Here is a 20,532-nt window from a genome sequence, read left to right on the forward strand (position 1 = left end):
GTGTGGCGCTATTTTATAGTGATACTTCTTTTCCTTCAGCAATGGAACGTTCAATCGCATCTACTACTCGTAAGGAATCATATGCTTCTTTTGGTGTAATAATTGATTTTGTGTTATTCGCCACGTTATTAATAAATGCCATTACTTCTTCTGCCAAATCGCCGGAAACTTCCCCATTTGTATAATACCAATGCCTTGAATCCGGATAAGATACCCCTTTTTCACTAACAAAGCGAACGCCGTGATCACATGAGTCTACATATGCCACACCTTTCGTTCCGACTAATTCAAGTTTGTCATCAATGATGGTTGGCGAGTTTTCTGGTAGCACCCAGCAAGCTTCAAGACAAGCAATTGCGCCATTTTCATACGTAACAATGGCATAAATTACGTCATTCATGCCGTATTCTTTAAGTAAGACACTGCGGCTTTTGGCGATAACTTTGACTGGCTCGCTATTCATGTACCAGTTAATATAATCAATATCGTGAATCATTACGTGCATACTTAAATCAGAGGCACCTATGTAACGCTTTGGCCCGGTAATTGGACTGTTACGACGACAATAAAGATGAATAATATCACCCAATTCGCCGTTATCTAGGCGCTGTTTAATCATATTAAAACGCGGATCAAATCTGAGTAAAAAGCCAACTGTAAATACTTTATCGTAGTCTTTTGTCAGTTCATACATTGCTTTGCCGTCTTCTAATTCTTTTGCGAGTGGTTTTTCGAGTAAAATGTGTTTTTTGTATTTTACGGCTTCTTCCACACAATCACGGTGCATATTATCCGGTAAAACAATGCTCACAGCTTCAATCTCCGTATTTGCTAGGAGTTCGTGGTAGTCTTTATATGCTTTACACTGAAATTTTTCTGCCATTTCTGCGCGTCTTTCATCGTTATACTCACAAATTGCCACTAACTCAACTTGCGGAAGTTTTTGATAAATTTCTGCATGATACTGCCCCATTTGCCCAACACCAATTACGCCAACTTTGATTTGCTTTGTCATGTCACTTACCTCTTTCTTCTTAGATTTTTTTAATTTCATTTGTAAAGCGGGTGGTTATTTCCTGTGGCCGAGTTACTGCGCCGCCAACAACGACGGCATAACAACCTAACGTAAGAACTTGTCGTGCTTTACTAGGCGAGTCGATTTTCCCTTCTGCAATTACTGGGCGCTTCGTACTTTTCAATACTTCTTTCATATGGGAGAAATCGTGGTCGCTGATATTTTTATTCACTGTTTCCTCGGTATAGCCGTAAAGTGTCGTGCCAATTAAGTCAAAGCCAAGGGAATCAGCGTAATAAACGTCTTCAATACTACCTGTGTCTGCCATGAAAAGCGTATCTGGAAACTCTTTTCGAATGGCGTCTAGGATGTCTTTGAGGTCTTCGTTATGTGGCCTTTGTCTTGTCGTCGCATCCATCGCAACAATTTCTGCTCCCGTTTCACATATTTCTCTGACTTCTTTTAAGGTTGGTGTGATAAATACGTCCGAATCATCGTAATCTTTTTTGTAAATACCGATAATGGGGACGTCCACCTCGCTTTGAATTGCTCGAATATCTTTTGCGGTATTTGCTCGGATACCAACAGCACCACCTTGAACTGCGGCCAGAGCCATTTTCGACATAATAAATGCACTATGAAGTGGTTCGTCTTCTAAAGCTTGGCAGGAAACCACTAACCCGCCTTTGATTTTTTCCATAACAGAATTACCCACTGATACTCCTCCTCTATACTGTGTTTCAGTGTAAAGTATGCGTTTTCAAACAGACTATATCACAAGAAAATGATTTTATCAATATCAATTAAATGAAAATCATTTTCATATCCGGGTGTGGTTGCTTATGGAAACTAGCTTTAAAAAATGACATTGCTGTTAAAAATAAAAAATCCTTTCGTTTGAAAGGACTTTGTTAGCTTATTCGATTGGTAATTTGTTGGGTGTTCCGGGTTTGCGCGGATATTTGTTAGGTGTTTCTTTTGTTTTAGTGATGACGTAGATATTGCGCTCGCTTTCTTCTACTGGTAATGCGAAAGAGAAATGCTCCTCGACTTTTCCGCCGAATAGTTTGATGGCTTTTTCGGCTGTTTGTAGCTCTTGTTCGGCTTGGGCTGCTTTCATTACTAGGAACGAACCGCCTTTTTTAACAAGTGGCATGCAGAGTTCGGATAATACGCTCATTCTTGCTACGGCGCGTGCGGTTACAAGGTCGTATTTTTCGCGGTGTGCTTTATTTTGGCCAAATATTTCGGCGCGGTCATGGTAGAAATGCACATCGGTTAGGCCTAATTTTTCTGCTAGCGCGTCAAGGAAAGTCATGCGTTTTTTCAAGGAGTCTACGATGCTTACTTTTAGATGCGGAAAGCAGATTTTAATTGGGAGACTTGGAAAACCAGCGCCAGCCCCGACATCACAAATAGTATCGAATTTAGTAAAGTCTACATAAAACGCGGCAGAAATAGAATCGTAAAAGTGCTTTAAATACACTTCTTTTTCGTCGGTAATAGCTGTTAAATTCATTTTTTCATTCCATTCTACTAACATTTCGAAGTAATCGTGGAATTGTTTCATTTGGTCGTCGCTTAGTTCTATTCCTTTTTCAGCGAGCGCCATTTGGAATTGCTCTGGATTCATATTTTTTCCTCACTTTATTTTCGCGATTTTTGCCGTGTTTAGGATGTTGGAACATCTCGGTTTATACTTTTAAACAGGCTTGTACCGTATATTTTAGCTCATTATTTTCAAGTATAAGTATTTTCGTGCTATTTAGCAAGTTCGTATTACGTTTAACAATTATCAAACTTATTGGCATTCTCTTTAAAACTTTTTTTGGCTTGATTTACCCATTTTCCTTTTGCTGTGGTGGAAAGTCCATCTATGTAACCCTGACAATTGCTTTTGATATCGGCTATTTTGTCCCGCTTGATCATTTTTAACATTCGTTTGCGATTTTCTGATGTTGCATGAGTTTGACTCGCCACAAACATCCCAATAAGATTTTTTTCTAGATTTCTGCGTGACTCTAATAATTCTGCTTTTAGTTTATCTATCATGTTATAAATCACGTTCCTTTTTTAGCTGATGTAGTTCTTCTTCATAAGAATTCGCTTGTTTCTTATAAAGTGCTTGATGCTCTTCGTGTTCATTTTCTAGTTTTGTTAGTGTGTTTTTTACTGTCCAATCGCCTTCTTCTTGGATAGAACTGATTAAATGGTAGGCTTTTTGCAAGTCTTCAGATGTTTCGTAAGCTCTTTTTTGATGGATGTACCTGATTTGTTCAGAAAGATTTTCTAGTTCTTGGTGAAACCGCCATTTTTCTTCGGATGCATCGTCCATCGCTTCGTCCAATTGCCGTCTTTTTCTATTATAATCATCATCCAAATTCTCGATTTTTAGCAATAGTTGTCTTTGTTTATCCATACATGCTCCCTATTTGTTTGGCTAATTCTTGGTCGGTTTTTAGCTGGCTTTTTATCGCTTCGTTGATTTGTTCTAGCAATTTATCATATTCTTGTTCTATTTTGGTTGCTTCGACTAAGGAGTTTTCGCAGTCTTGCACTGTGTCTATCACTATTTTCGGCTCAGTCGCCCCGCCCCAAGCAAGTGCGGCGAGTATTTCTGACTCAGATAGATTGGAGCCGATATCCCTTGCATCTGAAAGCGTATCGCGCCACAACTCTTCAGCATTCTCGATTTCTTTATCAAAAACATCTTTTAAAGCTCTAATTTCGCCTTGAATCGTTTGTTTCATCCCTTGCGTAATTGCTAGTGCTTCCGCTGCATCCAAGAATATTTCTTCGGATGAGGATAGGCCACCACCGCTTTTTGTAAAACTGGTTCGCATGATGTTGATTGCTGCTAATTGTTGCGCTGTTGCGTATTTAGCTAGTTGAAGGCTGCCTTCTTTATTTGTTAGGATGTTTCCTTCTTTGTCAAACTGATAACCACCCCACATATGCTGCTCAACCAAACCAGCTTTTTTCGACTCAACCTCTATTAAATGACCAATTATCGGGTCTCCAATACCATAACCAATTGCCACATAATCCTTCCTATCAATAAAATTAAATAATCTATCTAAAGCGTTTATTACTTTTACTGTATCTTGTTGTTTTGGCGTTAGGTTGGAGTAGATATTCGGACCTTGGTAGAAGAAACCGCCGCTGATGCGGTTGATGTCTTTTTTATCTAAGTCTGCGATAGCGTACTGGGCGTTCATGGAGCCTAGAGAATGACCGTATACGTAAATTTGAGCGTTTGGGTAGAATTTCATGGTTTGTTTTAAGGTTTCTGCGGAGGTTTTTAGTTGAGGTGTTACTGTGGAGCCTCCGCCATGTGTAATTTGGATTGCGGTTGGAATATCATTATCCAGCCAATCTTCCCTTACATCTCGATAATCCGGGTGTTTTGGAACATTAAAGTTTCCATTAGCCGGTGCCGTAGAGCCTTTGTAAAGGATTGTTAGTTCTTTTACTTTGTTTCTTTCGCTGATGGAAGCCGTGGGTGGTGTGTATTTGTCTGTGATGATGTAGGTTTGTTCTCCGGTTGGTTTGTTGTTGATTTTTTGGGATACGATTCCGATGGTTTTAATCCCTCCATTAGTTGCGGGAATATTTACTGCTTCACCCGATTTCATTTTATGATATTCTTTTTCTGCTAACTCAACTCTTTCTTGATCTGTATGAAATTGACTCATTTGTATCCCTCCAAAAGCCCTAATCTTCTTGTAAGCTCTTTAGAAATACTAGCGCCACCACCTTTTAGACTTCCGTTACGTTTGTTCAAAGTGTATGTTAACTTCAAAGCAGGATCCTTGTTAATAACTAATGTAACTATAATTCCGCCCATTGGATTAGACTCTATACTTTCCTCCTCAACTTCATATGACTGAATTATCCCTTCTTTTGTGAATGCTTTTGTATCAATAAGTTTTATATCATCATTGAATACTTCTTTTGCTTCATCACTATAAACCACTTTCTTCATTTCTTTATTTAATTTCTCTTCATCCATATAGAATTTCACTCCTAAACCCAAAATGGTTATTACTGTAATTCCTAGTATTATTATCCATCTCTTTTTCAACTCTACACCTCAGTATGTATGACTTTTTATTTGTAGGTCTATTTTATCACATGTTAGAAATTTTCACTTTCTTTTTTTTCAGTCTTTTAACGTTTGTTTAATTTCTTAGTTAGTATTGGCTTGACTCATTAATATTCCTCCCAACGACCTAGTAATTTAGACAGCTTTTCTGATATACTTGCTCCTCCGCACTCTAATTTTCCAGAATAATTATCCATCGTATATTCTATATCCATTTCTGAGTCTTTATTTATTACTAACGTAACATTGATTCCACCCATTGGATTTCGCTTTATACTTCCCTCATCAATTTTGTACGATTGAATTATGCCTTCTTTCGTAAATGCTTTTGCATCCAGATTTGTTAATCTTTTTTCGAATACTTCTTTTGCTTCATCACTATAGATTACTTTCATCATTTCTTTATTTAATTTCTCTTCATCCATATAAAATTTTATCCCTAGACCGAAAATAAGCATTATTGCAATTCCAAATAGTACTATCCATCTCTTTTTCAAACCTTCACCTCTGTTTTTATTTTCTTAGTTGTCTAATAATTTTTCTAATTTTGCAGAATTTCCGCCGCCATCATCAATCAGTTTTTTGTCATCAGCTTTATTCAATGTAAAAAAAACATATAACTCAGAATCTCCATTAACATGCAAAGTAACATTTATTCCTCCATAGGATTTTGTTTGATACTTTTCTTATCAATTTCATATGTGTTAATTACACCCTTCCCAGTCAATGCTTTAGCATCCAGACTTTTCAACCCATTTTCAAAAACGCTTTTCGCTTCATCACTATAAATCACATTCATCATTTCTTCGTTTAATTTCTCTTCATCCATATAAAATTTTATCCCTAAACCAAAAATAATCATTATTACAATTCCAAATAGTATTATCCATCTCTTTTTCACACATTCACCTCTGCAGTATGTCTTCTTCTATGTAATCCCATTCTACCCTAATTAAAAACAAGAAAAAACCACATTATTCAGCGGAAACTTTCAACTTAGATGGTAAGTTTGAAGTTTCCGTGAACATGTGGTTTCAGTTATTATAGTAATCTGTGTTCTTATTTACTTATTTTCGCGATTTTCCCTTGCTCAATATAAACTAGCAAAATAGATATATCGGCTGGGTTTACTCCGCTGATACGGCTCGCTTGGGCGATGGAAAGGGGTTCGATTTTCTTTAATTTTTCTAGGGCTTCTGTTGCGAGGCCGCTGATTGCATCATAATCGATGTTTTCTGGGATTTTTTTGTCTTCCATGCGCTTCATTTTTTCTACTTGAAGGTTTGATTTTTGGATGTAGCCTTCGTATTTAATTTGAATTTCTACTTGTTCAGCGATTTCGTCAGTCACAAATGTTTCACGTGAAACAATTTGGGCGATTTTGTCGTAAGTTATTTCGGGACGGCGAAGTAAATCTGCTGCTAGAATTCCGTCTTTTAGCTCTCCAGAACCGATTTTTTTTAGCATTGCTTGGACTTCAGCAGTTGGTTTAATTCGTGTTTTTTGTAGTCTTTCTTTTTCTGCTTCAATGGCTCTTTGTTTTGCTAAAAAGCGTTCATATCGTTCGTCGCTAATTAAGCCGATTTCATGACCGATTTCTGTTAAACGTAAATCTGCATTATCATGGCGTAATAGTAAACGGTATTCGGCACGAGATGTAAGTAAACGATATGGTTCTTCAGTTCCTTTTGTTACTAAATCGTCAATTAAAACGCCAATATAAGCTTGATCGCGACCGAGGATAACTGGTTCTTTTTCAAAAACTTTGCGTGCTGCGTTGATTCCTGCCATTAAACCTTGTCCAGCTGCTTCTTCGTAACCACTTGTACCATTAATTTGGCCGGCTGTGAAAAGACCTTCAACTAATTTAGTTTCAAGTGATGGCCACAGTTGGTCTGGCATTACTGCATCATATTCGATAGCGTAGCCAACACGCATCATTTCTACATTTTCAAGTCCAGGAATAGTTCTTAACATTTCACGTTGCACTTCTTCTGGTAAACTGGTGGAAAGACCTTGGACATATACTTCTTCGGTATTTTTGCCTTCTGGTTCCAGGAAGATTTGGTGTCTTGGTTTGTCGCTGAAACGAACAATTTTATCTTCAATGGATGGACAATATCTTGCACCAGTGCCTTTTTTCGTCGCTGTAAACATTGGTGAACGGTGTAAGTTCGCTTGGATTATTTCATGGGTTGTTTCGTTTGTATAAGTTAACCAACACGGTAATTGTTCTAGCATCATTTCTACTGTATCAAAACTAAATGCTCGCGGAAGATCGTCACCTGGTTGTTCTTCTGTTTTTGAGTAGTCAATCGTACTTGATTTTACGCGCGGTGGTGTTCCTGTTTTAAAGCGGCGCAGTTCGAAACCTAGTTCTTCCAGATGCTCTGAAAGTTTCACAGAAGGTTGTTGGTTGTTTGGACCGCTGGAATAGCGCAGTTCACCGACAATAATTTCGCCACGTGAGAAAGTTCCGGTAGTAATAACGACTGTTTTCGCATAATAAATTGCGCCACTGTTTGTAATAACGCCTTTACACACGCCATCTTCAATCACTAAACGGTCAACAAGTCCTTGGCGCAAAGTGATATTTTCTTCTTTTTCAATTGTGTGTTTCATTTCGTGTTGGTAATCCCATTTGTCTGCTTGAGCACGTAATGCGCGAACAGCCGGGCCTTTACCTGTATTTAGCATCCGCATTTGGATGTACGTTTTATCCGTGTTGCGACCCATTTCGCCACCAAGAGCATCGATTTCGCGCACAACTACGCCTTTTGCTGGCCCTCCAACAGAAGGATTACATGGCATAAAAGCGACCATATCTAAATTTATCGTTAACATCAGCGTTTTGGCGCCCATCCGGCCACTGGCAAGACCTGCTTCTACTCCCGCATGGCCTGCACCAACAACGATGACGTCAAAAGTTCCTGCATCATAGGTTTGCATTTTATAAAAACATCTCCTAAAAAATCATTTTCCAAGGCAAAATTGATTGAATAACTGATCGAGTAATTCATCCTGGACAGAATCACCAGTAATTTCACCTAGTAAATCCCATGCACGAGTCATATCAATCTGGACAATATCCACTGGCATACCGAGCTGAATTCCTGTTGTAACGGCATTTAAAGCTTCAAGTGCTTGGTGAAGTAAGGCAATATGCCGAACGTTTGAAACATAAGTGGCGTCACCTGCATCAATGTCCCCAGCAAAAAACAGTGCTTTAATTGCTTCTTCCAAAGCCTCTAAACCTTCATCGTTAACTAGCGAAGTAGCGACGATTGGATTTTCTCCCGCAAGTTCACGCACTCTATCTATATCAAGCTTTGTTTCCAAATCTGTTTTATTTAAAACGACCACATAATTATGACCCGCAGCTGCTTCAAATAACGCTTCATCTTCCACTGTCAGCTCTTCGTTTTGATTTAATACTAGCAGGATAAAATCGGCATCCGCCAAGGCTTTTCTTGAACGTTCTACACCAATTTTTTCAACAATGTCTTCTGTTTCGCGAATTCCGGCCGTATCAATTAAACGCAGCGGAACACCGCGAACATTCACGTATTCTTCTATAATATCTCGCGTCGTCCCAGCAATATCAGTGACAATCGCTTTTTCTTCTTGAATTAATTGGTTAAGCAAGGACGATTTCCCAACATTTGGTCGACCGATAATAGCCGTTGCCAATCCTTCGCGGAGAATTTTCCCTTGGTTTGCTGTTTGTAAAAGTTGCTCGACGGAAGCGCGAACTAGCTCTGTTTTCTCCAGTAGCATTCGCTGGGTCATTTCCTCCACATCATCGTACTCCGGATAGTCGATATTTACTTCGACTTGCGCTAAAGCATCCAAAATTTCTTGACGCAAATTGCGAATCAACCGCGAAAGATTCCCGTCCATTTGCCGAATTGCAACGCCCATCGCCCGGTCTGTTTTAGCGCGAATTAAATCCATCACAGCCTCCGCTTGCGACAAATCAATTCTTCCATTTAAAAATGCTCGCTTTGTGAATTCACCTGGTTCAGCTAAATTGGCCCCATTTCGTAGTAATAGTTGCAAGACGCGATTGACCGAAACGATTCCGCCATGTGCATTTATTTCCACCACATCTTCCCGTGTAAAAGTACGCGGGGCACGCATAACCGTGACCATTACTTCCTCAATTACTTCGCCGTCTTCTTTTATATGACCGTAGTGAATTGTGTGACTGTCTGCTTCACTTAAGCTATTTTTGGCATAAAAAATACGATCCGCTATCTGAATCGCCTCTGGACCGCTTAATCTAATAATAGCAATGGCCCCTTCTCCCGGCGGTGTTGAGATTGCAGCAATAGTATCAAATTCCATTCTTTACTCATCCTTTCTCATTAGAAGTTAAGCTCAAATAAGCCTTATCCTATTTTGAATAAATTTTGGCACGTGATTTTGTGCATTTTCAACAACTTACGCTCCGCTTTGACCAAAGCAATTAAATTGTTAGTATTTGGAAGGTTATCCATAGATTTATTAACATATCCACAGAAAAACCATTAATAAAAATTCATCCCTACTATTTTAACTTATCCACATGTGAATAACAATAGTTTTATCTCTACTAGTTAAGAAAACTTAAATTTTCTCGTTAAAGCTTTAACATATCCTTCCACTTCCTTGGATTTAACTCAACTCTTTTACTCTATACTAAAGTCAAAAGGAGGCAAAATAATGAAATTACATAAGCTAACATGGATACTACTAACGGGTCTATTACTACTCTCAGCGTGTTCCGCGAAGCAACCAACTGTATCTTTATCATCAAATGCTGCCGCGGTTTATTCAGTCGAAAATGGCATAGCGGTTTACGAAAAAAATGCCGATAAAGTCATGCCAATCGCGAGTTTAACAAAATTAATGACTGCTTTTTTAGTTTTAGAGGCTGTGGATAACAATGAATTATCGTGGGATGAAGAGCTCGACCTTGTTCGGCTAGATGATCCTTCCGCGGTTTCGCTTTACGCAATTACACAAAAAAGAACATGGTCAGTCCGGGACTTATATAACGCTATGCTCGTTATGTCAGCAAATGATGCCGCCGAGACACTAGGTAACCGTTTAGACGATGCTAATTTCCCCCAAAAAATGAATAATGAGGCTAAAAAATTAGGATTATCGAATAAAACCAAATTTGTCAGTGCCAGCGGACTCGATGTTGACGGTAAAATGGCTGTTTCTACCACAAAGGACTTATTTTTGCTATCATCTAAATTAATTTCCACTCATCCTGAAGTGTTAGAGACAACTTCCAAATCTAGCATCATAACCGACAAAGGGGCAAAACTTGAATCTACCAATGACTCACTCGGTTCAATACAAGGGTTAGATGGACTGAAAACTGGTTTTACGGATGAAGCTGGTTATTGCTTCATCGGAACAGCTGAACGCGGAGGAAAACGTGTGATTTCAATTGCTTTGGATGCGGGTACTGCGGAGAAACGATTGAAAGATACAGAGAAATTGATGGAGATTGGATTTAAGGAAAATTAGCGGAAAGAAAAAGAACTTCTTTATCAAAGAGAAGTTCTTTTTATATAGTTCACCTTCACCTCTTTAAAGCCGAAAGATACTTTTTCATGTAAATATCTTTATTTTTAGAATTATACTGCATAATAAAACGTGGATGTTCTAAAGGTATAATTGTCTCAAAAAAATGATGTTCTTCATTTATTCGAGATAAAAAATTAAAATTCTCTCCGCTACCAATGCAGTAACAAACCGAAATATCCATTCCAAAGTCTATTTGATTACGAATCGACTCTAAAATAAACGGCATTAGCGCCTCTCGTAATTGCTTATTCTCGTAATAGTTACAATTGACTTCATTACCTTTTGCGTTTATACGAACAATCCCAAGCGGACAGACAAAATTCATATAAAAGTCACTATAAAATTGCTCACAACCCCCGTATTCATTCATAACATCATATAAAAAATCTGATGAAGACTGGTTTATATAAAATGTATCCATAAAAATGCCTGTTTCACTTTGGAGATGTTTGGCATCTTCAAAAGGAACGCCTGTCACAGCAGAGCCTCGGCGAGCAGGTGAACTTCCGAATATTATTCGGCGTGGTTTCATATCATTGTAGTATTTCTGATAAAACCTAGTCGTTATATTTCGCACTAGTTCTTTTTGATCGCCCTCATATGGATTAATTACGCGATACCCGGCCGGCAAAGCCATTAAGTTACTCGAAAGTGTTTCGTTAAAATGTAATATTTGTTTAGCCAAAGTTGTTTTTTCTGTCATGTAGCACTGTCCTCTCTTCCTATCTCACAACCTGCCAAACACGCTCAAATAATTCCGCGTATCCCGCTTGCTCCCAGCGGCTCGCAAAATAAGGGTTGTGAAAATAAATAAATGCCGTTATAATCGCGTCGCCTTGGTTCGACCGGCCACTAACTTCCTCTGCTTTTTGCGCTAAATGTGCTACGTGATTCTTCACTAACTCTTCCTTTTGTTCAATATAATCTGTGTAAAGTAAAAACATTTTCCGATCAGTTTTATATAGTTTTTTCTTGGTATCCGCTAAAAGCCAAAGCCAGTCGTGAAGCGCATCATCTAGTGTTTGCTCCGCATTCGGAGCCCAGGCAAAAATCTCGCGTGAAGTTTCCTCTAGCCACCGTAACGCTAGTTTTTGAAATAAATCTTCCTTGTTTCGATAATGCTTATAAAGTGCCGCATGCGTGACGTTCAAATTTCCCGCAATATCATAAAGTGTCGTTTTTTCCATCCCTTTTTCATAAATAATTTGTTCTGCCATATCTAAAATAATTTCTTGGGATAATCTCGCCATTGTAATACCTCGATTCCACTCATTCTTTGTTTCTAATTATACAGGAAAATAAAAAGGTTACAAATCCTTGACAAAGTAACCAAAAGGAGTATACTTCCAACTATAAAGTTACTTATAACAAAAAAAGTAACTAATGAAGGAGCGAATAGATTATGACTAATAAACGTGTCGCATTTATTTTAGGGGGATCTGGCGGTATTGGGAAAGCCATTGCCGAAAAGTTAGTCGAACAAAACTTTACGGTTGCTGTTCATTATTCAGGTAATAAAGTAAGAGCAGAAACACTTGTCGAAAAAATAGTAAAAGCTGGTGGGGAAGCGATTAGCGTTGGTGGTGATGTGGCTGACGAAGCGCAAATGATTGACGCATTCGAATTAATTACAGCCCGTTTCGGTGGGGTAGATGTTGTAATAAATACGGCAGGCATTATGAAATTAAGTCCTATTGCCACTTTAGATATGGAAGATTTTGATCTGGTTCAACGTACCAATGTGCGAGGAACTTTCGTTGTTTCCAAACAAGCAGCCCTAAGAGTTCGAAAAGGGGGCGCGATTATTAATTTCTCCACTTCGGTAACGCGCACCAGTTTTCCGGCATACGGGGCTTATGTTGCTAGCAAAGCCGCTGTCGAGTCGCTCACTTTAATTTTAGCGCGCGAACTTCGCGGAAAAGATATTACTGTTAACACCGTCGCTCCCGGACCAACCGCTACCCCGCTATTTTTAACGGGGAAAGATGAAAAAACAATTGAAAACTTAGCAAAAGCAACTCCGCTAGAACGTTTAGGACAACCTGATGATATTGCAGAAACAGTAGCTTTTTTAGCTGGACCGGCACGCTGGGTAAATGGTCAAACAGTTTTCACCAATGGCGGATTAGCTTAATTAAAAAAGGAGGAAAACCTAGTCTACCTGGTTTTCCTCCCATTTTTTATTCGCTGATTACCGAACGTTTTTTAATTGCTAGAACAATAATTCCTGATATTAAGAAAGTGAGCGCTAAGAAGAGAAAAGCGGATTGATAAGAGTTTGTCGCATTTACTAAATCCCCAATAATCATCGGTGCGAAAAAGCCACCTAAAACCCCACCCGAGTTAATAGCTGCATATTTTGTCGCAATGTGGCTCTGTTTAAATAATTTGTGCGGCAACCCCATTAAGGTAGTAAAGGCCATAATTAGAAAAATATTACATAAACACAAACAAACAATTGAAAGCATTAACTGATCAAACAAGTATACCCCGTACACCGTAAACGCTCCGAGTACACTAAATGTAAAAATGACAATTGGCTCTTTCCCTTTGAAGAATCGACTAATAAAATAGCCCCCAACAACACCCGCAATTAAAATACAAAGCCCTGCTAAAGAACTAATGTAACTCACTTCGCTAATAGAGATTCCTCTCGCCTCATTCAAATAAGAAGCCAGCCAACTTGTTAAACCGTAGTTCGCTGCATTTATAAAGAGTGCCGATAATAAAAGAATCCACAGCTGTTTATCCTTTAAAAGTTCAGAGAGCGGAACTTTGATTTTTTCTTTTTGCATGCTTTTATCGATTTTTGGCGCTTTTGGAACTACTAATAAAATTAACAACCCGATGAAAATCACCACAATACCAATCCAATAATAAGTATTACGCCAACCGACTGATAGCAATAGTTGCGCAATTAAAAGTGGACCAATAAATGCCGCAAAACCAGAGGAAGCGAGCATTGCTGACTGCGCAAAACCTCGCTTGTTTAATGGAATATGAAGAGAAATATAATTGCTGACAGATGGTGGATAACCCGCATGTCCGAGCGCTCCAGACAAGAAACGAATCACAACCAAAAACAGCAAGGAATAGCCAAAACCAAAAATAATAAGAAACAACCCAACGATAATGATTGATATAGCAAGAACAGGTCGAGCACCAATCCGATTATTTAAATACCCCATTGGAATTTGAAAAAGCGTGTAACCTAGAAAGAAGGCACTTAAAATCAATCCCTTTTGACTTGGGTCAAATCCTAAATCCTGAGAAACAGTCACAAGTGAAATTCCAATAGTGTATTTATCCACGTATACACTGGTATAGCCTATAAATAAAACAAGTAATACCATTAACGATTGCTTTTCTCCTTTTACCTGACTCATTTGACTTCACTCCACTCTTCTATAGTCCCACCACTTAAGAAAAGAGCATACCCAGAGTTTTTTTCTGACTATGCTCTTTTCAAAGCTATTACCCATTCAATTTAAAATAAGCTAAAACGACGTCGGCAACTGATTTAGCAGCAACTAATAACGCATCTTCGTCAATATCGAATTTCGGATGATGGTTAAAATAAGCATGCGCGGTATTTTTTGGTTTTGCACCAATATAGAAAAATACACCCGGAATTTTTTGTAAATAATAAGCAAAATCCTCTGATCCGGAAAGCATATCATACGGAGAAATGTCCGTTAAGTACTCTCCTAGACCTTTTTGTAGACTAGCTACCACTTGTTCCGTCACTGCTGGATCATTGTATAGCGGCGGGTAATCGTTCGTATAAGTGAGTTCCACGCTCACGCCAAACATCGCTTCAATACCAGCCACAATCCGGTGAATTTCTGCGTCTATTTTATCACGATTTTCCGTGTTCATATAGCGCACATCACCTTCTAATTCCACCGCATCCTTAATAACATTAAAACTACCTTTACCATCAAATGAACCAATCGTTATAACGCCAGTATCAAATGGATTTAAGCGGCGGCTCACCACTGTTTGAATGGCTGTCACAAAATAAGCACCTGCGACAATCGCATCATTCGCCATGTGCGGAGACGAACCATGCCCGCCAACACCTTGAATTTTAAGTTTAAAATAAGTGCGACCAGCCATCGCGTAGCCACTATGATAATAAACTTGCCCGCTTTCACCAAATGGAAATACATGAATACCAAAAATTTGATCAACATCATCTAAAATACCAGATTCGACAACGCTTTTCGCTCCGCCGGGTGGTGTTTCTTCGGCATGCTGATGCACAATTTTAATCGTTCCTGGAATGTGGTCTTTTAATTGGATTAAACAATCTGCCAAAACGAGTAAATAAGCTGTATGTCCATCATGTCCACAAGCATGCATCACGCCTGGATTTTTGGATTTAAATGGCAATTCAGTTTGCTCTTCAATCGGAAGAGCATCAAAATCAGCACGTAATGCAATGGTTTTTCCTGGTTTACCACCTTTAATCGTTACTACAACTGCATGGCCATTTCCCACTTCTGTTGCCACTTCCACGTCTTTTCCTTTGTAAAAATCTTGGATGAATTTTGCTGTTTTTGCTTCATGAAACGATAATTCAGGATGTTCATGTAAATGCCGTCTAATCTGAGTGATTTCATCTTTTCGTTCTTGGAGCATGTTCATTAACTGAGTACGCATAATTAATACAACCCCCTATTCTTTTGCAGCTTTTAATTCAAGTGCTTTTTTTGCTGATGGTGTTGTTACAACCACAGAAATAAGTGAAACAACACAAAAACCAACATTTGTTAAAAGCCCTACCATTGCTGCTAAATCAATATTTCCTGAAAGTGCAATCACCCCATAAATTGTAGCAGAAATCGCGACACCAAATGAACCACCTAGCGAACTTGCCATTTTGTAAATACCAGAAGCTACTCCGACTTTATCTTCAGGAGCATTAGAAATAGCTGTGTCAGTTGAAGGAGTTGCATACATACCAAGTCCGATACCAAATAAAGCAAATCCAATAAATACTAATATTGTATAAAGTATGCCTGGAATAAATGTTAGCGCCATTAATGCGATACCAACAGCAGTAATTCCAGAACCTAAAATCATAGGTCTACGTGCACCAACTCGTTGAAGAATTTTTTCACCAATACGAATCATTCCAAGCACACAGACAAGGTAACCGATAGAAAGTAAACCGGATTGGAACGCCGTAAAACCGCGACCAATTTGTACATAAGTATTTGCAACAACCAGTGTTCCAGCAGCTGCATTTAACAAGAAGTTGGAAAGTGTCGCACCTGTATAAGCTTTATTTTTAAATAACGAAAAATCAATAAATCCATTTGCTTGTCGAAGCTCCACCCGGAAAAATAATCCCGCCGAAATAAGAAATACAACGAGCATAGTAATAGTAATCGGGCTTGTCCACCCAAATGTAGAGCCACGAGTAATAATAAGGTTTAAGCAAACCATCGCAATAACAAAAAGGACCAGTCCAAATGAGTCAAATTTTGCTTTTGTATTTTGAACAACTTTACTTTCTGGAGTACCTTTAATAAGTAGCATTCCAAGCAGTGCGAATACGATGGAAATAATGAAAATCCAGCGCCAACCCATGTATGTTGCAATAGCGCCACCTGCGAACGAACAAATACCTGATCCGCCCCATGAGCCAATCGACCAGTAACTAAGTGCCCTTTGTCTATCTGCCCCGTCAAAATAAGTTTTCATTAAGGCAAGGGTTGCTGGCATAATACAAGCAGCTGAAAGACCTTGAATAATCCGGCCGATAATAAGTAGCGTTGACCCTTGAGTGATAACAAGTAGCAGTGAACCGATAATACTAAGAACAAGTCCGATATAAGTTAATTTCACACGGCCAAATTTGTCAGCCATACCACCCGCTACAACAATAAAAATACCTGAAAATAGCGCGGTTAAGCTGATGGCAATACTAAGTAAATCAGAGGAAATACCAAGGTCGGCTTGTACTGCTGGAACAATATTCACCATTGATTGAGCAAATAGCCAAAACGTGATAACACCAAAAACAATTCCAACGATTAGTTTATTTGTGCCTTTATACGCTGTTGAAGTCATTAGTTTTTCTCTCCTTTTAAGTAATCTACCACACAAGCTCCCATTGCTTTTGAGGCAATTAATAATGAATCTTCATTGATGTCGAATTTTGGATGATGGTGCGGATAAAAATGCCCATCTGCTGGCATTGCGCCCACATAGAAAAATGTACTTGGTCGCTCTTGTGCATAATAAGCAAAGTCTTCTGATGGTGGTTGCGGTTCACAACGTACAACATCCGTAATTTCTGGAATTTTCGCCCCTTTAATAGATTTAACAACAAAGTTAGTCAAAGCTTCGTCATTATTTAAAACAGGATAATCATTTTTGTAATCAAGTTCACAAGTAACGCCAAACATTGCTTCTATGCCGCCAACAATACGCGTAATTTCTTTTTGAATAATGTGACGTGTTTCTTCAGACATCGAACGCACATCACCTTCAAGCTCAACAGCATCTTTAATGACATTGAAACTACCTTTCCCATCAAAAGAACCAATCGTAATCGAACCAACATCAAATGGGTTTAAACGGCGACTAATTACTGTTTGCACAGCTACTACAAATTCACTCGCAGCAACAATTGCATCATTTGCTAAATGCGGAGATGAGCCGTGTCCACCTTGACCTTGCACTTTAAGTTTGAAATAAGAGCGACCAGTTTGAATTGCACCCTCACGGTAGAAAACTTCGCCCGTTTTCATTGTAGACATCACATGAATTCCAAGCACATTATCCACACCATCCAGCGCCCCGTCTTGAATCATTTGAATCGCGCCACCAGGAGGAGTTTCTTCCGCATGTTGATGTAAAATAACAAGTTTCCCTGTTAATTCTTGTTTCATTTCAATAAGAGTTTCGCCCAAAATAAGCATATAAGCAGTATGACCGTCGTGACCACAAGCATGCATTACACCAGGGTTTTTAGAAGCAAAAGCTAGACCTGTTTCTTCCGTGATTGGAAGAGCATCAAAGTCAGCGCGAATAGCAAGCGTCTTACCCGGCTTGCCTGTATCAATTGTTACAACAACGCCATTTCCACCCACGTGTGTCCGCACATCGCAGTCCATTTCTTTATAAAAATCCGCAATATACTTTGCCGTATTCTCCTCATGAAAAGAAAGTTCAGGGTGTTCGTGTAAATAACGGCGAATTTCTATCATTCGATCTCGTTTTTCGTTTAGTTTTTGAAATAATTTCTCTTTCATTGTCCAAACCTCCATTTTTAATACTTCTGCTGGCCAGAACATCCGTATCTTTAACTACACCTTTATTATAAAAAAAAACAAACAAAAAGAAGTTTGCTTTTTTGCTTAGTTTTAGCTTGAAATTTTCTTCTTTTCTAAACCGAGTTAGCCAATGTCAAAAATTCGGTGTTAAGGGCATGAAAAAAGTTCAACCAAAAGGGTTGAACTTGTTAAATCGTACTTCTAAACTCATAAAAGTGAATCGCATTAATATCTAAATAAGCATAAAACGACCAATCTTCCGTAATCGTTTCATCACTCACAGTAAGCGTCGGCTGAGAGGCATCAACAATATAATCCAAAATCTCTTTATCCAGACCATATTTACTATTAAGCTGCCAATACTTCGAATAAAGCGCCCCATTATCGCGGTCGAATTGCCATTTGCACACTTGGTACTCACCAGCTTGAAGTCCCATTATTCGAATATGAAGTTCTTTCTGTTCTTCTTTAGTAAATCTTTCCTCTACAGAATATCTCGGGTTAATATTCACACAGTTCATCAAAATAAGCTGATATCCGTCTGCATGCTTCGTCATAATAAAATCCGCACCTTCAGCGACCACAACACCTTTGAGCCTTCTCAAAAACTTCACCGCATAAAACGCCGGTCTTTTTCCGTTAAAAAAGTGGAACATTTCAATCCCATCTAAGCTAATATTCAGCTGGCTATCGTCACCTTCATGTAGTTCCGTATTAATCCAGAACCCTAACGCATCTACTTCAGGTGCTAAATCTAGCATTGTTTTTAAAACTAAAGCACCGCGGAAAAATGTACCATTCGTATACCGCGTATTTCCTGTGAGCGTATTCCAATTCACTAGCATAAGTGGTTTATTAATATGATGATGTTTCAAAAAAGCCTTCAATTTCAGTGTTTTTGACAAACAATAATCTTCTGAAATCATAAACGACTTCATATCTTCCTTCGAAAAATCCACTGCTTCATTTTGATTCGCATTGTAGGCAATAAAATCCATTTCATCAGCCACATCTAAAAACCAAGTGTGTCGCTTTGAAACTTCATTTTTCGACAATGAAAATGGGACAAAATTTCCGACTTGGATAGAGAGAAAGCGTGATTTTATTAAATGATGCACTCTCAAATAAATCCTTTTTAATTCCTCTTTGTCTGCATAAGTATTTTTTGGTTCAAAAAACATAAAATGCCATTTAGAAACAAATTCTCGACCAAAAACTTGCATCGAATGCCTTAAAAAATGATCCAATCGTTCTAAAACGACATCTTCATCTCCCAAAATATCTTGGTATTCCAAGCGAATAAACAATTGCAAGTTCTGCTCTTTTAAAAAGGTAAGCGCCAAATCTGCATTCGCATAAGGGGAAGATGTTGGCACTAGCTCATCTGTCTCTGTTTCAGGCAAAAATGTTGTTCCTCTAAACAAATGACGTATACCAATATAATTAATCCCAATTTCATCCCGTGTCGTAATAATCTGCTTTTGCACGTTATCTTGGAGTACTTCTTTCAATTCGCCAATCGTTAAAATATTCATATTTTTACTAAGGGAACGAGTGGTTTTCTCCATAATATCAATTTTCTTTTTTTCAAAAGGAGCCTTATTTAGTTCCTTACCTGACTCTACGTCATGATACAGGCGTGCTAGTTTCACTAAAATTTCTGGTGATGGCGTAATTTGTTCTATACTATTAGCAAGTTGCGACGCCTTCTTCTCTACTAGCAAATTAGTTTCCGAATGATGCTCCACTCGATATTCAGTAGGTGTTAACTCAAAATGAAATTTAAACACTTCCGAAAAATGCTTTTGACTCGAAAAACCGTTTTTTAGCGCTATTTCCGTGATACTTTCTGCAGAATGGAGCAAATCTTGAGTCGCATGCTTCAAGCGGACCTCTGTTAAATACTGCAAAAAACCGAGCCCAGTGGTCTTTTTAAAATAACGCGATAAATACGCCTCACTTAAAAACTCTTTTTGCGCAAACTCACGAAGCGACAAAGCTTCATCAAATCGTTCTTCCACTTCTCGAATAATTCGTGAAATACGTTTGTCATTAACCTCTTTTCTACCAGAAGATGGAATTCCTCTTTTTAAAAAGCGTGTAAGTAACAACAAAACCTGGAATAAAGCTGACTGCGCCTCTAATTTATTCACTCGTTTTTTTGTAGCCGAAGCAATCAATAGTTCACTAACAGACTTCCTCAAAGAGGCAACAACCCGCTCTCTCCCAGGGTCACTTTCCTTTGAGAAAAATTTAAAAGAATGCTGAAAATAATCCTCATAATAATGCGCAAAAAAAGTATCCGAAATGGTTAAATCAATTATTAAATTATCTTCATTTCCTTCGATTGTATAAAAAGTATTACGATCAAGAACTAAAATATCACCTTCTTGCAAGTAAAATTTTTGTTCTGAGATTTTGATAGTTAATTGACCAGAAATGGCGAATACTAACTTTGTACCAAGTGAAATTTCCGACGTTAGCTGTTTTATATGTTGAATACCAATCGTATAGTCTTTCAAATGAGGCATTTTATTCAC

At 38.4% G+C, this 20,532-nt stretch carries 19 protein-coding genes and 1 pseudogene; 2 read left to right on the plus strand and 18 right to left on the minus strand.

All coding sequences use genetic code 11. The annotated features are described in order from the left end of the window. Window positions 1-13: 13 nt before the first annotated feature. The 11 genes and pseudogenes from HCB45_RS05650 to mnmE all read right to left on the minus strand — a co-directional run bounded on the left by HCB45_RS05650 (window position 14) and on the right by mnmE (window position 9,467). Window positions 14-1,015 (minus strand): Gfo/Idh/MocA family protein, encoded by a 1,002-nt coding sequence (locus HCB45_RS05650; protein WP_070778494.1) that lies wholly within the window; start codon window positions 1,013-1,015, stop codon window positions 14-16. 19 nt (window positions 1,016-1,034) lie between these two features. Further along, on the minus strand, window positions 1,035-1,730 hold the full coding sequence (locus HCB45_RS05655; RefSeq protein ID WP_070024037.1) for an N-acetylmannosamine-6-phosphate 2-epimerase: 696 nt from the start codon (window positions 1,728-1,730) through the stop codon (window positions 1,035-1,037). A 201-nt stretch (window positions 1,731-1,931) separates the two neighbouring features. Continuing rightward, window positions 1,932-2,648 (minus strand): 16S rRNA (guanine(527)-N(7))-methyltransferase RsmG, encoded by a 717-nt coding sequence (gene rsmG, locus HCB45_RS05660; RefSeq protein WP_185619186.1) that lies wholly within the window; start codon window positions 2,646-2,648, stop codon window positions 1,932-1,934. A 152-nt stretch (window positions 2,649-2,800) separates the two neighbouring features. Beyond that, window positions 2,801-3,067: a hypothetical protein gene (locus HCB45_RS05665; protein ID WP_003764445.1), complete on the minus strand. Its 267-nt coding sequence runs from the start codon at window positions 3,065-3,067 to the stop codon at window positions 2,801-2,803. A 1-nt stretch (window position 3,068) separates the two neighbouring features. Further along, window positions 3,069-3,434, minus strand: a complete 366-nt coding sequence (locus tag HCB45_RS05670; protein WP_185619188.1) for a hypothetical protein — start codon at window positions 3,432-3,434, stop codon at window positions 3,069-3,071. Continuing rightward, window positions 3,427-4,710 (minus strand): Mbeg1-like protein, encoded by a 1,284-nt coding sequence (locus HCB45_RS05675; RefSeq protein WP_185619190.1) that lies wholly within the window; start codon window positions 4,708-4,710, stop codon window positions 3,427-3,429. Before HCB45_RS05675 ends, HCB45_RS05670 begins: the two co-directional genes overlap by 8 nt. Next, window positions 4,707-5,099, minus strand: a complete 393-nt coding sequence (locus HCB45_RS05680; RefSeq protein WP_185319662.1) for a DUF1310 family protein — start codon at window positions 5,097-5,099, stop codon at window positions 4,707-4,709. Before HCB45_RS05680 ends, HCB45_RS05675 begins: the two co-directional genes overlap by 4 nt. A 128-nt stretch (window positions 5,100-5,227) precedes the next feature. Next, window positions 5,228-5,617, minus strand: coding sequence for a DUF1310 domain-containing protein (locus HCB45_RS05685; RefSeq protein ID WP_185319661.1), 390 nt, complete (start codon window positions 5,615-5,617; stop codon window positions 5,228-5,230). 24 nt (window positions 5,618-5,641) lie between these two features. Continuing rightward, window positions 5,642-6,021 (minus strand): annotated as a pseudogene (locus HCB45_RS05690) (DUF1310 domain-containing protein). A 158-nt stretch (window positions 6,022-6,179) separates the two neighbouring features. Next, on the minus strand, window positions 6,180-8,069 hold the full coding sequence (gene mnmG, locus HCB45_RS05695) for a tRNA uridine-5-carboxymethylaminomethyl(34) synthesis enzyme MnmG (protein ID WP_185319660.1): 1,890 nt from the start codon (window positions 8,067-8,069) through the stop codon (window positions 6,180-6,182). Window positions 8,070-8,093: 24 nt separating this feature from the next. Further along, window positions 8,094-9,467, minus strand: coding sequence for a tRNA uridine-5-carboxymethylaminomethyl(34) synthesis GTPase MnmE (mnmE, locus tag HCB45_RS05700; RefSeq protein WP_185319659.1), 1,374 nt, complete (start codon window positions 9,465-9,467; stop codon window positions 8,094-8,096). A gap of 357 nt (window positions 9,468-9,824) precedes the next feature. Here mnmE and HCB45_RS05705 point away from each other — a divergent pair, with 357 nt between their 5' ends. Next, window positions 9,825-10,643: a D-alanyl-D-alanine carboxypeptidase PBPD2 gene (locus HCB45_RS05705; RefSeq protein ID WP_185319658.1), complete on the plus strand. Its 819-nt coding sequence runs from the start codon at window positions 9,825-9,827 to the stop codon at window positions 10,641-10,643. Between the two features lie 55 nt (window positions 10,644-10,698). Here the strand turns inward: HCB45_RS05705 and HCB45_RS05710 are convergent, their stop codons facing one another. Together HCB45_RS05710 and HCB45_RS05715 are read right to left on the minus strand one after the other, a co-directional pair. Further along, entirely contained in the window at window positions 10,699-11,406 is a 708-nt protein-coding gene (locus tag HCB45_RS05710; RefSeq protein WP_185607946.1) for an SMUG2 DNA glycosylase family protein, read from the minus strand. 19 nt (window positions 11,407-11,425) lie between these two features. Then, on the minus strand, window positions 11,426-11,953 hold the full coding sequence (locus tag HCB45_RS05715) for a TetR/AcrR family transcriptional regulator (protein WP_185319656.1): 528 nt from the start codon (window positions 11,951-11,953) through the stop codon (window positions 11,426-11,428). A gap of 152 nt (window positions 11,954-12,105) precedes the next feature. On the opposite strand from HCB45_RS05715, the gene HCB45_RS05720 reads away from it, so the two are divergent. Next, window positions 12,106-12,837, plus strand: coding sequence for a 3-oxoacyl-ACP reductase family protein (locus tag HCB45_RS05720; RefSeq protein WP_185319655.1), 732 nt, complete (start codon window positions 12,106-12,108; stop codon window positions 12,835-12,837). Between the two features lie 46 nt (window positions 12,838-12,883). Here the strand turns inward: HCB45_RS05720 and HCB45_RS05725 are convergent, their stop codons facing one another. From HCB45_RS05725 to HCB45_RS05745, 5 genes are all read right to left on the minus strand, one after another. Beyond that, complete coding sequence (locus HCB45_RS05725; protein WP_185319654.1) at window positions 12,884-14,089, minus strand: MFS transporter; 1,206 nt, start codon at window positions 14,087-14,089, stop codon at window positions 12,884-12,886. A gap of 88 nt (window positions 14,090-14,177) precedes the next feature. After that, window positions 14,178-15,368: an amidohydrolase gene (locus tag HCB45_RS05730; RefSeq protein ID WP_185319653.1), complete on the minus strand. Its 1,191-nt coding sequence runs from the start codon at window positions 15,366-15,368 to the stop codon at window positions 14,178-14,180. 15 nt (window positions 15,369-15,383) lie between these two features. Continuing rightward, on the minus strand, window positions 15,384-16,784 hold the full coding sequence (locus HCB45_RS05735; protein WP_185619192.1) for an MFS transporter: 1,401 nt from the start codon (window positions 16,782-16,784) through the stop codon (window positions 15,384-15,386). Continuing rightward, window positions 16,784-17,986, minus strand: a complete 1,203-nt coding sequence (locus tag HCB45_RS05740; RefSeq protein ID WP_185319651.1) for a M20 family metallopeptidase — start codon at window positions 17,984-17,986, stop codon at window positions 16,784-16,786. Before HCB45_RS05740 ends, HCB45_RS05735 begins: the two co-directional genes overlap by 1 nt. 194 nt (window positions 17,987-18,180) lie before the next feature. After that, entirely contained in the window at window positions 18,181-20,523 is a 2,343-nt protein-coding gene (locus HCB45_RS05745; protein ID WP_185619194.1) for a helix-turn-helix domain-containing protein, read from the minus strand. Between the last annotated feature and the right edge of the window lie 9 nt (window positions 20,524-20,532).

Origin of the sequence: Listeria farberi (genome assembly GCF_014229245.1) — a bacterium.
Classification (GTDB): domain Bacteria; phylum Bacillota; class Bacilli; order Lactobacillales; family Listeriaceae; genus Listeria; species Listeria farberi.